Origin of the sequence: Streptomyces graminilatus (assembly GCF_001418565.1) — a bacterium.
GTDB lineage: Bacteria > Actinomycetota > Actinomycetes > Streptomycetales > Streptomycetaceae > Streptomyces > Streptomyces graminilatus.
In genome coordinates, this window is record NZ_LIQQ01000159.1 from 1 (window position 1) to 14,656 (window position 14,656).

Below are 14,656 nucleotides of genomic sequence, written 5' to 3' on the forward strand. Positions count from 1 at the left end.
CCCCGGGCCCGGTTCGCCCTCCGTCGCCTCCGTCCTCAGCCCAGCAGCCATCCCCCGTCCGCACTCAGGTCGATCGCGTTGACGGACCGGTTGCGCGGCAGGAGGTCCACGGCGTCCACCACGCCGGCCATCGTGGCGAGTCGGCCTGCGGGTGTCCCGGTCTGTGTCCCGGTCTGTGTCCCGGCCGGTACGTCCGCCGGTTGCCGCGCCAGTACTGGCTGTCGCCGACGACTCCGGGGTGCACGGCGTCGACCCGGATCGGCGCGAGCTCGACGGCGAGGGTGCGGACGGGTCCGGTCACACCGGCGTTGACGGTCCTCCATCGTCGTCGCGCCCGGGTAGGGCAGCCGTGCCTTGGCCTGGCTCGGCTCGCAGAGCCCCAAGCCGGTGTGCACGCTCCCTCCTCCTCGCCGATCACCGCGCCGCGCCGGAACCCGCCGCTGTCGTACGGGAGTTGTGGCGCCTACGTCGCGCGCCGCACCACGAGGTCCGTCATCCCTCGCGCCCCGCAGCCTGCTGTGCCCTGGCCACCTTCGCCGCCAGCAGTCGGTCCCGGGACTCCTCGACAAGCCTGCGGGCCCGCGCGGTGTCGGCGAGCAGCCTGCCGTCGCGCTTGACCACGACGCCGTCGACGACGACCGTCTCGACGTTGGACACGTCCGCCGACAGGGTCACCGCGGCGGTCGCGTCGTGCACCGGTGCCATGTTGAGTGCCGTGGCGTCGAGCGCGACGACATCGGCGCGCTTGCCGGGGGTGAGGGATCCGGTGCGGTCTTCGAGGCCCGCGACATGGGCACCGTTGACGGTCGCCAGCTCCAGCATCCGACGGGCCGTCAACATCGTTTCGGGGACGGGGACATCGGCCTCCCAGGACGCCGCGTTCACCCGGGCCCGTTCGGCGCCGAAGGCCGCGCGGATCTGGGTGAACATGTCGCCGGGCACGGTCGTGACGACGTCGATGCTGAGCGACGGCCGCAGTCCGTGCTCGATCGCCTTCATCACGGGCGGCCAGCCGTGCCCCATCTGGGTCTCGACCTGCGGTGCGATCGACACCGTGCCGCCGCTGTCGGCGACCATCCGCCACTCCTCCTCGCTGAGGTGACAGCAGTGGACGTAGGTGGTGTCGGAGCCCAGCAGGCCCAGTTCGTGGAGCTGTTTCACCATGCCGAAGCGGCCCGCGAGCCGGCCCATGGCGACGTGCACGGTGAGCGGGATGTCGAGTTCGCGGGCGAGGTTCCACTCGGCGGTGACGACGTCGTCGGTGCAGAAACCGGGGCCCCGGGTGGCCAGCCCCATGGTCAGCAGGCCGCTGTCGGAGGCGAAGTACTCGGAGCGGACGCGTCGTACGTCGTCGCCCGGGATCGCGATCTTGCTGTCGAACCAGTAGTCGGCGAGGGAGGTGTTGGCGCTGCCGTAGGCGTACTGGGCGCGGATTCCGCTCTCCGCCAGGGCCCGTACGGCGGCGTCCGGGTGCTCGGGCGTGTTGTTGATGTGGGACCAGTCGACCAGGGTGGTGATGCCGGCGTTGAGGCATTCCAGCGCGCCCGCGAGGTTCCCGGCGTACACATCGTCTGGCGTGTAAAGGGGCGCGTAGGTGTCGAGGACGTCCACGAAGTAGTCGTCGAGTGTGGCGTCGGGGGCGCAGCCGCGGATCGGCGCCTCCCAGGTGTGGCGGTGGGTGTCGACGAAGCCGGGGATCACAATGCGGCCCGTCATGTCGAGCACCTCGGCGTCCGCGCCGAGGTCGCGCCCGACCGCCGTGATCCTCCCGTCCTCGATGAGGACGTCGCCCCGGGGCAGTTCCCCGATGGCGGGATCCATGGAGATCACATGGCCGGAGCGCAGAAGCAGTCGATCGGTCATCGCCCTTCCTCCCTGGGAAAGTCGGTACCTGATACAGCTGATACGGAGACGGAGACTGATACAGAGACGGATACGGAGACTCAGCAGGCCGTGAGGGCACGCACGGCCGTCACGGCCTTGTCCACGGTGGGGATGACCCGCTCCTCCAGCGCGTCGGCGAACGGCAGCGGGCCACACTCCCCCGCCACCCGCCGCACCGGCGCGTCGAGCAGTCCGAACCCCTCGTCAGCGACGACGGACGCGAGCGTCGCGCCCCATCCGCCCTGGTACGGGTTCTCCTCGACGATGGTAAGCCGCGACGTTCTCCCCAGCGAGGCGAGTGCCACGAGTGTGATGTCGGCGCTCTCCCGGCCGACGGCCGCCTTCCCCGGTCACCACACGCACGGGGACACGCGAGCGGTTGGTCACCCGGATGTGGCGCGTTCGACGTGGAGAGGCTATGCAGAAACAGGACGGGTTGAAAGTACGATCAGCCAATGTCTGACATGATCGATACCACGCCCGGCTGGCTGGCACCCGACGAGCTCGAACAGTCTCGCGCTCGGATGCCGATCCTGTACGTCGAAGCCGTACCGGTGCGCGTCGACGACAACGGCGAAGTCACCAGCATCGGCCTGCTCCTGCGCATCGGCTCGGACGGCACGGTCAGCCGCGCCCTGGTGTCCGGCCGCGTCCTGCACCACGAGCGCGTGCGCGACGCCCTCCTGCGCAACCTGGAGAAGGACCTCGGCCCGGTCGCGCTGCCCAGGGTCCCGGCCTCCCCTCAGCCCTTCACCATCGCGGAGTACTTCCCGACGCTGGGGGTCACCCCGTTCCACGACCCGCGTCAGCACGCGGTGTCCCTCGCCTACATCGTCCCGGTGGCCGGTGACTGCCGTCCCCGCCAGGACGCCCTGGACCTGGTGTGGTTCAGCCCGGAGGAAGCGTCCTCCCCCGTGGTCCAGAACGAGATGCCGGGTGGCCAGGGAGTCCTCCTGAAGCAGGCCCTCGCCCATGTCGGCCGCCTGTACTGAACAGGGCGGGCGGCAGCTGACGTACAAGCTCGGACACAGGGGAGGGCCGGTGGTGTTCCACCGGCCCTCCCCGCGTCCGTGAGCTGAGCTCAGGCGATCTCGACGAGCAGATCGCCGCCCTCCACCTGCTGGATCCTGTTGATGGCCAGCCTCGTCACCTTCCCGGCCTTCGAGGCGGTGACCGAGGCTTCCATCTTCATCGCCTCGATGGTGGCCACCGTGGCACCGGCCGCCACCTCGTCCCCCTCTGCGACGGCGAGCGTCACCACTCCCGCGAACGGCGCGGCGACATGACCGGGGTTGGCCCGGTCCGCCTTCTCCGTCGCCGGGATGTCCGAGGACACCGAGGTGTCGCGCACCTGGATGGGCCGGAGCTGGCCGTTCAGCGTGGACATCACCGTGCGCATTCCGCGTTCGTCGGCCTCGCCGACCGCTTCCAGTTCGATGAGCAGCCGTACGCCCGGTTCGAGGTCGACGACGTACTCCGTCCCGGGGCGCAGCCCGTAGAAGAAGTCCTTGCTGGCCAGCACGCTGGTGTCGCCGTAGGTCTGCCGGTGTGTCTCGTACTCGCGCGTCGGTCCGGGGAACAGCAGCCGGTTGAGGGTCGCCCGGCGGTCCTTGGCCAGCCCCGTGCGGTCGTCGGCGGTCAGTTCCGTCACCGGTTTGGGCGCGGCGCGGCCCTCCAGCGCCTTGGTGCGGAACGGCTCCGGCCAGCCGCCGGGCGGGTTGCCCAGCTCGCCGCGCAGGAAGCCGATGACGGAGTCGGGGATGTCGAACCTGTTCGGTGCCGCCTCGAAGTCGTCCGGCGAGACGTCGGCGCCGACGAGGTGGAGTGCGAGGTCGCCGACCACCTTCGACGAGGGGGTGACCTTCACCAGCCGGCCGAGGATCCGGTCGGCGGCGGCGTACATCGCCTCGATCGCCTCGAAGCGGTCGCCGAGGCCCAGCGCGACCGCCTGGGTGCGCAGGTTGGACAACTGGCCGCCGGGGATCTCGTGGTGGTAGACGCGCCCGGTGGGTGCGGCGAGGCCCGCCTCGAACGGGGCGTAGATCTTCCGGACGCTCTCCCAGTACGGTTCCAGGTCGCCCACGGCCCGCAGGCTCAGCCCGGTGGGCCGCTCCGTGTAGTCGGTCGCGGCGACGATGCCGGACAGCGACGGCTGCGAGGTGGTGCCCGCCATCGAGGCCACGGCGCCGTCGACCGCGTCCGCGCCGGCCTGGATCGCGGCGAGATAGGTGGCGAGCTGGCCGCCCGCGGTGTCGTGGGTGTGGAGGTGCACCGGCAGGTCGAACTCGCGGCGCAGCGCCGATACGAGGGTCGCGGCGGCCGGGGCCCTGAGCAGGCCCGCCATGTCCTTGACGGCCAGGATGTGGGCGCCCGCGTCGACGATCTGTTCGGCGAGGCGCAGGTAGTAGTCGAGCGTGTAGAGCCGCTCGGACGGGTCGGACAGGTCGGCGGTGTAGCAGAGGGCGACCTCGGCGACCGCTGTCCCCGTCTCCCGTACGGCGTCGATGGCCGGCCGCATCTGCCCGACGTCGTTGAGCGCGTCGAAGATGCGGAAGATGTCGATGCCGGTGGCGGCGGCCTCCTGGACGAAGGCGTCGGTCACCTCGGTCGGGTACGGCGTGTAGCCCACGGTGTTCCGGCCGCGCAGCAGCATCTGCAGACAGATGTTCGGGACGGCCTCGCGCAGGGCTGCCAGGCGTTCCCAGGGGTCCTCGGCGAGGAAGCGGAGCGCGACGTCGTAGGTGGCGCCGCCCCAGCACTCCACGGACAGCAGCTCGGGCAGGGTCCGGGCCACCACCGGGGCGATGGCGAGCATGTCCTTGGTACGGACCCGGGTGGCCAGCAGTGACTGGTGGGCGTCGCGGAACGTGGTGTCGGTGACGCCGATGGCCGGTGACTCGCGCAGCCACCGGGCGAAGCCCTCCGGGCCGAGTTCGACGAGCCGCTGCCGGGATCCGGCGGGCGGTTCCGTGTCCGGCAGCGGAGGGATCTTGGTGACCGGGTCGATCAACTGGGGCCGTTCGCCGTGCGGCTTGTTCACGGTGACGTCGGCGAGGTAGGTGAGGAGCTTCGTGCCCCGGTCGGCGGAGTGGCGTGCCGTGAGCAGGTGCGGCCGCTGCTCGATGAACGACGTCGTGACCTGTCCGGCGCGGAAGTCCGCGTCGTCGAGCACGGCTTGCAGGAACGGGATGTTGGTGGCGACGCCACGGATGCGGAACTCGGCCACGGCGCGCCGGGCGCGGCTGATCGCGGTCGTGAAGTCGCGCCCCCGGCAGGTGAGTTTGACCAGCATCGAGTCGAAGTGCGCGCTGATCTCCGTACCGGCGTGGGTGGTGCCGCCGTCCAGCCGGATGCCGGAGCCGCCGGGCGAGCGGTAGGCGCTGATCCTGCCGGTGTCCGGGCGGAAGCCGTTGGCGGGGTCCTCGGTGGTGATACGGCACTGGAGCGCGGCCCCGTGCAGGGTGACCGTCTCCTGGGAGAGCCCCAGGTCGGCGAGGGTCTCGCCGGCGGCGATGCGCAGTTGCGACTGGACGAGGTCGACGTCGGTGACCTCCTCGGTGACCGTGTGCTCGACCTGGATGCGGGGGTTCATCTCGATGAAGACGTGGTTGCCGTCGCGGTCGAGGAGGAACTCCACGGTGCCCGCGTTGCGGTAGCCGATCTCGCGGGCGAAGCGCACGGCGTCCGCGCAGATCCGGTCGCGCAGCCCGGGGTCGAGGTTGGGCGCGGGGGCCATCTCGATCACCTTCTGGTGGCGCCGCTGCACCGAGCAGTCGCGCTCGAAGAGGTGGATGACACCGCCCTGCCCGTCGGCGAGGATCTGCACCTCGATGTGGCGGGGTTCGACGACCGCCTTCTCCAGGAAGACCGTGGAGTCGCCGAACGCGGAGGCCGCCTCGCGCGCCGCGGCCTCGATGGACTCGCGCAGTTGGGCCGGTTCCTCGACGCGCCGCATGCCGCGCCCGCCACCCCCGGCGACGGCCTTGACGAAGACGGGGAAGCCGATGTCCTCGGCGGCGCGGACGAGTTCGTCGACGTCCGCGGAGGGCGCCGAGGAGGCCAGCACCGGTACGCCGGCCGCGCGGGCGGCGGCCACCGCGCTCGCCTTGTTGCCGGTCAGCTCCAGCGTGTCGGCGCTGGGCCCGACGAAGGTGATGCCGGCCGCCTCGCACGCGCTCGCCAGATCGGGGTTCTCCGACAGGAACCCGTACCCGGGGTACACCGCGTCCGCGCCCGCCAGTCGTGCCGCGCGGACGATCTCCTCGACCGAGAGGTACGCCCGGACCGGGTGTCCCGGCTGGCCGATCTCGTAGGCTTCGTCGGCCTTCAACCGATGCAGTGAATTGCGGTCCTCGTGCGGGAAGACGGCCACGGTCCGCGCGCCCAGCTCATAGCTGGCGCGGAACGCGCGAATCGCGATCTCACCACGGTTGGCGACCAGCACCTTGCGGAACATCCTGGATTCCCTTCAGCCCGCCGGTTGACGCGCCCCATGGTGTCGGCCAGGCCCGGCTCGCGCCATGTGAGCCGGGCCACTCGCAACCCACCGGTACCTCTTTCAGCGGAGATCCGCCTGCTTGGGGGTGTCGTCCAGGAATCCGCCCGACTGGTGCTGCCACAGCTTGGCGTAGGCGCCCTCCGCCGTGAGCAACTCCTGGTGCGTGCCCTGCTCGACGATCCGGCCGCGGTCGAGGACGACGAGCCGGTCCATGGTGGCGACCGTGCTCAGCCGGTGCGCCACCACCAGCGCCGTACGTCCCTCCATGAGCCGCCACAGCGCCTCCTGGACGAGGATCTCGCTCTCGGAGTCGAGGGCGCTGGTGGCCTCGTCGAGCAGCAGGATCGGCGCGTCACGCAGGATCGCCCGGGCGAGGGCGACCCGCTGGCGCTGTCCGCCGGAAAGTTTGACGCCTCGTTCGCCCACCATGGTGTCGAAGCCGTCCGGCAGCGCGTCGGCGAACTCGGTGACGTGTGCCGCCTCGGCCGCGCGGCGGATCTCGGCGTCGGTGGCGTCCGGCCGGGCGAAGGCGATGTTGTCCCGCAGGGTGCGGTGGAACATCGCCGGGTCCTGCGGCACGTAGGCGATCAGGCTGCGCAGGTCCGTCTGGCGCAACCGGCTGATGTCCTGGCCCCCGATCATGATCCGGCCGGCGTCGATGTCCGTCATCCGCAGCAGCAGCCGGCTGAGGGTGGTCTTGCCCCCGCCGGACCGGCCGACGAGGCCGATCTTCGACCCGCTGGGTACGGCCAGGTCGAGTCCCTGGAAAAGCGGCTCGGCGCCCGCGTGGGCGAAGGTGACGTTCTCGAAGCGGACATCGGCGGCCTTCGACTCCAGGGCCTCCGGTGTGGCGGGGTCGAGCACGGTCGGTGCCGTGAGCAGCAGTTCGGTGAACTGGGCGGCCTCCGTCATCGAGCTTTCGAGCCGACGGTAGATCTGGTTGAACTCGAACATGATCCGAGTGGCGTTGCTGTAGTAGGTGAAGGCGACGACAACCGCCTCCACACCGTGCTCGCCGCCGCCGAGGGTGACCGCGAGCAGCAGGCCCAGGGCGTTGGTCAGCACGGACAGCGGGGCGACGAGCGTGTCGATGCGCAGATTGCCGTAGTCCCACGACCTGAGGGTGAGCCGACGCGACGCGGCGACCCGGGAGCGGTGCTCGGCGGCCTCGCGTTCCTCGGCGGCGAACGCCCGCACCGTGTCCATGTTCATCAGGCTGTCGGCGACATGGCCCGACACCCGGGCGATCGCCTCCTCGCGCTTGTCGACGAGCGCCTGACGACGACGGATGAGCGGCACCACACACACCGCCGTCAGCCCGATCATCGCCAACAGCCCGACCACGAGCAGCGGTTCGTAGCGCCACAGCACCACCGACCCGAACAGGAGCGGCACCAGGCTGCCCACGACCTGGAAGGTCAGGGTGTCGACGAACTCCTCGAACCGGGAGGCGAAGCTCAGGACCCGCTTGGTCAGCGACCCGGCGAAGTTGTTGTGGAAGAACGCGGCGTCCTTGGCGAACAGCTCGTCCATCCCGATCACGTACAACTGCTCGATGCCCCGGGCGTCGACCCGGTTGAGGCAGTGCAGGCCCCCACGCCACAGCACCTCGGCGAGCAGCAGGACACCGGCGAAGCCGAGGACGTAGGGCAGCGCCGAGCCGACGGTGACTTTGTCGTCGCCGGCGATACGGCCGACGAGCTTCGCGACGACCAGCGGCGCGATGTAGTTGATACCGATGTTGCCCAGCGCCGGAAGCAGCATCGCGGGAAGCGTCAGCCATCGGAGCCGGGCCAACTCCCGTCCGTAATATCGAAGTGCGAGAAGCACCGAGCCTTTGCTCGGCGAGAACTCGCGCGATTCAGGCGATTCCATACCAACCCTGTGGTGTCGTTCGGCGGTAGGCCCGCACATTTCGGGCATCGCAGTGTCCCGCGAGGCCGTCGGCGCCGTCCAAGCGTTTTTCTCGGCCAACGGCATCGGCCGATGGCACGGCGCGAAAACGCCGGAGGCCGTCTTCCCGGCGCTGGGAAAACGGCCTCCGCCCGGTCAGGACTCGTCCGTGCTCTTCCCTTCGGCGAGGGCCCGCAGCTCCGTCATGTCCTCCAGGTCGAGGTCGAGTTCGGCCGCCGGGGCGAGCAGCGCGCCGATCTCGCCGCCGCGGCCCTGCTCGCTGAGGAACCGCGCGTAGTTGACGAACGCGAGTTCGTCCTGGTGCTCGATCGCGTCCCGATAGCGGCGGTCGGCCTGTTCCCACTCCTCCAGTTCGTCGTGGAGGATCGCCAGGTTCAGGTAGGCGGCGATCTCCTCGTCCTTCTCCGCGGCGGCCTCGTAGTAGCCCACGGCTTCCCGGGGCGAGTCGTTGTCGGCCAGGTGGAGGGCGTAGGCGAAGCGAGCGCCGGGGATGTCCTCGGCCAGTGCCTCCCGCAGACGGGTGCCGGCCGCCTCCATGTCACCGGCGGCGTTCTCGGCCTCGCCGAGCACCACCAGCACCGTACGGTGTCCGGCGTCCAGCGCCTGCCGCAGCCACGGAAGGGCTTCCTCGTAACCATCCTTCTCGACCAGGAGCCGGCCGAGGTTGCCGGCCGCCATCGTGTCGCCCTGGTCGATCGCCCGGCGCAGCAGGTCGGCGGCCTCGTCGAGGCGTTCGCCGTCGTCCATCAGGAAGGCGCCGTAGTCGTTGAGCGCCTTCGGGTTGTTCTCGGCCAGCGCCCGCCGGTAGTACTCCTCCGCGCGTGTCCGGTCCCCGACCTCGTCGGCCAGGACCGCCCCCGTCCACAGGGTGACGTCGCGGCCTGCGCGAGCTGCCTCCTCCAGGGCCGACACCGCTTCCTCCGACCGGTCGCACTGGATCAGCAGATCGGCCAGGGCCTCGTATGCCGCGGCGTTGCCCGCGCCCGCCGTCGCGGACGTCAGCTCCAGCGCGGCGTCGACGTCACCCCACTCCTCCACGAGGTCCAGGATCTTCTCCGCGACCTCGTCGTCCCGGCTGGTCCAGGCACGCAGGTACAGGGCCAGGGCCGCGGCGTGCTCACCCGCCGCCCGCTGTCGTTCCGCTCGGGTCTCGAAATCGTCTTCTTCCATGAGCGCATCCTTGCGTGTGGTGATCCCGACTCCTGACCGCCCATGACCACGCAACGCCCGTGATCGAGGCATTCGATCACCCGGGCCGACCTGCCTATACGCTCAATACCGTTACTCTGCAAGGGCATTGACATCGGGCCGTGCTGCGCCACGTGCCGGAGGGGCGAGTACATGACGCGCGACGAGCTGATCCGGCCGCTGCCCGAACTGTTGAGGGCGCACGCCGAGAGATCACCGTCGCGGGTGGCGTACGCCGATGACGAACGGGACGTCACCTACGCGGAGTTGGAGCGGCGCACCGGTCGGCTGGCCGCGTATCTCGCGGGGGCGGGTGTGCGGCGCGGGGACCGGGTCGCGATCCTGCTGGGCAACCGGGTGGAGATGGTGGAGAGCGTCCTCGCCGGGGTCCGGGCGGGTGCGGTCGGCGTGCCACTCAACCCCCGTTCCTCGGACGCCGAGTTGGCTCATTTCCTGGCGGACAGCGGGGCCTCGGCCGTCGTCACCGACCGCGCGCACCTGGCCCGCCTGAACCGCGCGGGGGGCCCGCACGACCGTACGCTCGTCCTGCTCACCGGCACCGATCCCGTGCCCTCGGACGCCCCCGGCGGCACGGTCCTCTTCGAGGAGGCGGCCGATGCGGAGCCCTCCGTAGCGCCCCGCGACGATCTCGGGCTCGACGAGCCGGCCTGGATGCTCTACACCTCCGGCACCACCCACCGGCCCAAGGGCGTGCTGTCCACGCAGCGCGCGGCCCTGTGGTCGGTGGCGGCCTGCTACGCGCCGGTCTTCGGGCTCTCCCCCGAGGACCGGCTGCTCTGGCCGCTACCGCTGTTCCACAGCTTCGGGCACTCGCTGGCGATCCTGGGGGTCACGGCGGTCGGCGCGAGCGCCCGGATCACCGGCGAACTGCTGTCTCCCGGAGGCCTGTTGAGGGAGCTGCGCACACCTCACGCGGCCCTGGGCGGCTCCTACACCGTCCTGGCCGGGGTGCCCGCCGTGTACCACCAGCTGGTGGCGTCGGCGGCCGGGGACACCTCGCCCGTACCCGCTCTGCGGACGTGTGTCGTGGCGGGCGCCCCGAGCGCGCCGGCCCTGCGACGGGCGGTGGAGGACCTGCTGGGGGCGCCGCTGCTCGACGCGTACGGCAGTACCGAGACCTGCGGGATGATCGCGGTGAACCGGCCGGACGGGCCGAGGGTCGACGGGTCCTGTGGGCCGCCGGCCCCGGGGATGGACGTACGGCTGGTCGATCCGGGCTCCGGCAACGATGTCGCGGACGGCGACGAGGGCGAGATCTGGGCGCGTGGGCCGAGCCTGATGAGCGGTTATCACCATCAGCCCGAGGCGACGGCGTCCGCGCTGCGGGACGGCTGGTACCGCACCGGTGACCTGGGACGACGCGTCGCGCACGGGCATCTCGTCCTCACCGGCCGGGTCAGCGAACTGATCATCCGGGGCGGGGAGAACATCCACCCCACCGAGATCGAGCAGGCCCTGGCGCACTGTCCCGGTGTGCGGGACGCGGTGGTGGTGGGCAGGCCGCACGACGTCCTCGGCGAGGTCCCGGTGGCGTACGTCGTGCCGGGACCGGACGGGTTCGACCCCCCGCGGATCCTGGCCGAGTGCCGGAAGCGGCTGGCCGCGTACAAGGTGCCCGTCGAGATCCACGAGATCGCGGCCGTCCCGCGTACGGCGTCCGGCAAGATCACCCGCCACGCGGTCCTGCCGGCCCCGGCCCGACCGGTGTCAGAGGTCCGCCCCGCCTCCCCGACGGCGACCGACGGTGCCCTGCGCCGGCGCCTGCTCGCCCTCCCGCCGGAGGGGAGAAAACGCGCCCTGCGCGAGGCGGTACTCGCGCAGACGTCCGCGGTGTGCGGCGACGGATCGTACGGAGGACACGGAGAGCACGGAGAGCATGGAGGACAGGAAGGACAAGAAGGACACGAAGGACTCGACGCCGAAGGATCGAACGAGCGGCCCGCCGACGACGGCCCGCGTGAACGGCTCGACGCCGACCGCCCGTTCACCGATCTCGGGCTGACGTCCGAGGGGGCCGTCACGCTGATCGAGCGGCTCGGCGAGGCGACCGGGCTGCGGCTGCCGTCGACGCTGGTCTTCGACCATCCCACGCCGGACGCCCTGACCCGGCACGTGCACGACATCCTCTTCACCCCGGCGCCCGCACCCGCGCCGCGCCTCGGCTCCGTGCCGGAGGCGGACGACCCCGTGGTGATCGTCGCCATGGGCTGCCGTTACCCCGGGGACGTGTACTCCCCCGAGGATCTGTGGGACCTGGTGGCGGAGGGCCGGGACGCGGTCTCGGGCTTCCCCACCGACCGGGGCTGGGACCTGGCCGCCCTGTACGACCCGGACCCGGACCGGGTCGGCACGACGTACACCCGCGGTGGCGGATTCCTGCACCGGGCCGCCGAGTTCGACGCGGGCCTGTTCGGGATCTCGCCGCGCGAGGCACTGGCCATGGACCCGCAGCAGCGGCTGCTGCTGGAGACCTCGTGGGAGGTGTGGGAGCGGGCGGGCATCTCCCAGGCGGCGCTGCGCGACAGCGACACGGGTGTGTTCGTCGGCGTGATGCACGGCGACTACTCCGCGCGCGTGGACAAGCACGAACTGGAGGCCCATCTGGCCCTGGGCTCGGCGGGCAGCGTGGCCTCCGGCCGGATCAGTTACGTGTACGGGCTGCGCGGGCCGTCGATCACGCTCGACACCGCGTGCTCGTCCTCGCTGGTGGCCCTGCACTGGGCGGCGCGGGCGCTGCGCTCCGGCGAGTGTTCGCTGGCCCTGGCCGGGGGTGTCACCGTGATGGCGACGCCCAAGGCGTTCACGGCTTTCAGCCGGCATCGCGCGCTGTCCCCCGACGGCCGCTGCAAGTCGTTCTCGGCCTCGGCGGACGGCACCGCCTGGGGCGAGGGCGCGGGCCTGGTGCTGCTGGAGCGGTTGTCCGACGCGCGCCGGGGCGGCCACCCCGTCCTCGCCGTGCTGCGCGGCTCCGCCGTCAACTCCGACGGCGCGTCCAACGGCCTGACGGCACCGAACGGCCAGGCCCAACAGCGCCTGATCACCGGGGCGTTGACCGACGCCGGGCTCGGCGCCGACGACGTGGACGTGGTGGAGGCGCACGGTACGGGCACCACGCTGGGCGACCCCGTCGAGGCGAGCGCCCTGCTGGCCACCTACGGACAGGGGCGGGCCGGGGACCGGCCGCCGCTGTGGCTGGGCTCGGTCAAGTCCAACCTGGGGCACACCCAGGCCGCCGCCGGTGTCGCCGGGGTCATCAAGATGGTGCAGGCCATGCGCCACGGGCGGCTCCCGCGCTCGCTGTACGCGGAGCAACCCAGCCCGCACGTCGACTGGTCGGCGGGCCGGGTGGAACTCCTGGCCGAGTCCCGCCCCTGGCCGGTGACGGGCTCCCGGCCTCGCCGGGCCGGGGTGTCCGCGTTCGGCATCAGCGGGACCAACGCCCATGTGATCCTGGAGGAGGCCCCTCAGCACATGGAGGAGGCCCCTCGGCAGCCCGGCACCGGGCCGAGTACCGCACAACTCCCGGTGCCCTGGCTGCTGTCCGGCGCCGACGAGGCCGCCCTGCGCTCCCAGGCCCGGCGTCTCGCCGCCCACCTGGCGTCCCGGCCCGATGTGTCGCCCACCGACGTCGGTGTCTCCCTGGCCGTGCCGAGGTCCCCGCTCGCCCACCGGGCGATGGTTCCGGCCGACGACCGGGCGCGGATGCTGACCGCCCTCGACGCGCTAGCCGACGGGAGGGGGAGGGGTACGGATCGTGCCGTCGCGGATCCCGGCGTCCGTACGGCCTTCCTGTTCACCGGACAGGGCTCTCAACGCGCCCGTATGGGTGTGGAGTTGCGCGCCGCCTTCCCCGCTTTCGACTCGGCGTTCGAGGAGGTCTGCCGGGCCCTGGACGGCCGTCTGGAGCACCCTCTCGACGTGGTGCTGTCCGCCGAGCCGGGCACGCCGGAGGCCGCCCTGCTCGACCGTACGGACTTCACCCAGGCCGGTCTGTTCGCCTTCGAGGTGGCGCTGTTCCGGCTGCTGGAGTCATGGGGAGTACGCCCCGACTTCCTGGCCGGGCACTCCGTCGGCGAACTGGCGGCGGCCCATGTCGCCGGAGTGCTTGACCTGGCCGACGCGGCGGAACTCGTCGCGGCCCGGGGCCGGTTGATGCACGCTCTGCCGGGCGGCGGGGCGATGGTGGCGCTGGGCGCGACGGAGGAGGAGGTCCTCGCCGAACTCACCGCGTTCGACGGCCGAGTGGCGATCGCCTCGGTCAACGCGCCTCGTGCGGTGGTGATTTCGGGGGTGGAGGACGCTGTGCTGGCCGTGGGGGCCGGATTCGAGGCGCGCGGGCGCAGGACCGTTCGGCTGCGGGTCGCTCACGCCTTCCACTCCCCGCTCGTGGAACCGATGCTCGACGACTTCCGCCGGGTCGCCGAGGGGCTGACGTTCCGGCCGCCGCGGATCCCGGTCGTCCCGGCCGTGTCGGGCCGCCCGGCCGGGGACGGGGAACTGTGTTCGCCGGAGTACTGGGTGCGGCACGCCCGGCTGCCGGTGCGGTTCGCCGACGCCGTGCGCCGGCTCGGGGACAACGGGGTGTCGGCGTTCCTGGAGATCGGCCCGGGGGCGGCGCTCACCGCCGCCGCCGAGGACTGTCTGACCGGCCCGGACGTCGAGGGCCCCGCCCCCGTGTGCGCCGCCGCCACCCGTGGCGGCGACCCCGAACCGAAGAGCCTGCTGGCCGCCCTGGCGCGTCTCCATGTGCGCGGAACGCCCGTCGACTGGCCCGCCGTGTTCACGGGCAGCGGCGCACGGCACCTGGAGGATCTGCCGACGTACGCCTTCCAACGGCAGCGGTACTGGCTGGCCGCGCCGAACAATCCCCTCGCCACCCCGGACCCGCACGAACACCCGCTGCTGGGACCGGCGTTCACTGTGCCGGACACCGGCCGGACGGTGTTCTCCGGCCTGCTCTCCACCGCCGCCCACCCGTGGCTCGCCGACCATGTGATCGGCGGAAGGGTCCTGGTCCCCGCGACGGGGTTGGTGGAGATGGCCGTTCGGGCGGGTGACGAGGTCGGCTACGGCACGCTCGACGAACTCGTGGTCCTGGCCCCGCTGATCCTGCCCACGGCCACGGGCGCCCACGTCCGGGTCGTCGTGGGC

General features: G+C 71.7%; 7 protein-coding genes. 2 read left to right on the forward strand and 5 right to left on the reverse strand.

Annotation, left to right across the window (positions count from 1 at the left end; all coding sequences use genetic code 11):
• Positions 1–492 precede the first annotated feature (492 nt).
• Together AOK08_RS15595 and AOK08_RS15600 are read right to left on the reverse strand one after the other, a co-directional pair.
• Complete coding sequence (locus AOK08_RS15595; RefSeq protein ID WP_055526166.1) at positions 493–1,863, reverse strand: amidohydrolase family protein; 1,371 nt, start codon at positions 1,861–1,863, stop codon at positions 493–495.
• A gap of 80 nt (positions 1,864–1,943) precedes the next feature.
• Entirely contained in the window at positions 1,944–2,189 is a 246-nt protein-coding gene (locus tag AOK08_RS15600) for a transketolase C-terminal domain-containing protein (protein WP_055526167.1), read from the reverse strand.
• Between the two features lie 159 nt (positions 2,190–2,348).
• Here AOK08_RS15600 and AOK08_RS15605 point away from each other — a divergent pair, with 159 nt between their 5' ends.
• Complete coding sequence (locus AOK08_RS15605) at positions 2,349–2,876, forward strand: NUDIX hydrolase family protein (RefSeq protein ID WP_055526168.1); 528 nt, start codon at positions 2,349–2,351, stop codon at positions 2,874–2,876.
• Between the two features lie 89 nt (positions 2,877–2,965).
• On the opposite strand, the gene AOK08_RS15610 is transcribed toward AOK08_RS15605, so the two are convergent.
• The 3 genes from AOK08_RS15610 to AOK08_RS15620 form a co-directional block, all read right to left on the reverse strand.
• Positions 2,966–6,340 carry a pyruvate carboxylase gene (locus tag AOK08_RS15610; protein ID WP_055526169.1) on the reverse strand — a complete coding sequence of 1,125 codons (3,375 nt, stop codon included), beginning with the start codon at positions 6,338–6,340 and terminating at the stop codon, positions 2,966–2,968.
• Positions 6,341–6,442: 102 nt separating this feature from the next.
• Positions 6,443–8,257: an ABC transporter ATP-binding protein gene (locus AOK08_RS15615; RefSeq protein ID WP_079054041.1), complete on the reverse strand. Its 1,815-nt coding sequence runs from the start codon at positions 8,255–8,257 to the stop codon at positions 6,443–6,445.
• A gap of 174 nt (positions 8,258–8,431) precedes the next feature.
• Positions 8,432–9,466 carry a tetratricopeptide repeat protein gene (locus tag AOK08_RS15620; RefSeq protein WP_055526171.1) on the reverse strand — a complete coding sequence of 345 codons (1,035 nt, stop codon included), beginning with the start codon at positions 9,464–9,466 and terminating at the stop codon, positions 8,432–8,434.
• Between the two features lie 171 nt (positions 9,467–9,637).
• Between AOK08_RS15620 and AOK08_RS15625 the strand changes: the two genes are divergently transcribed.
• On the forward strand, positions 9,638–14,656 hold a 5,019-nt coding region (locus tag AOK08_RS15625; protein WP_157876687.1), incomplete at its 3' end, for a type I polyketide synthase.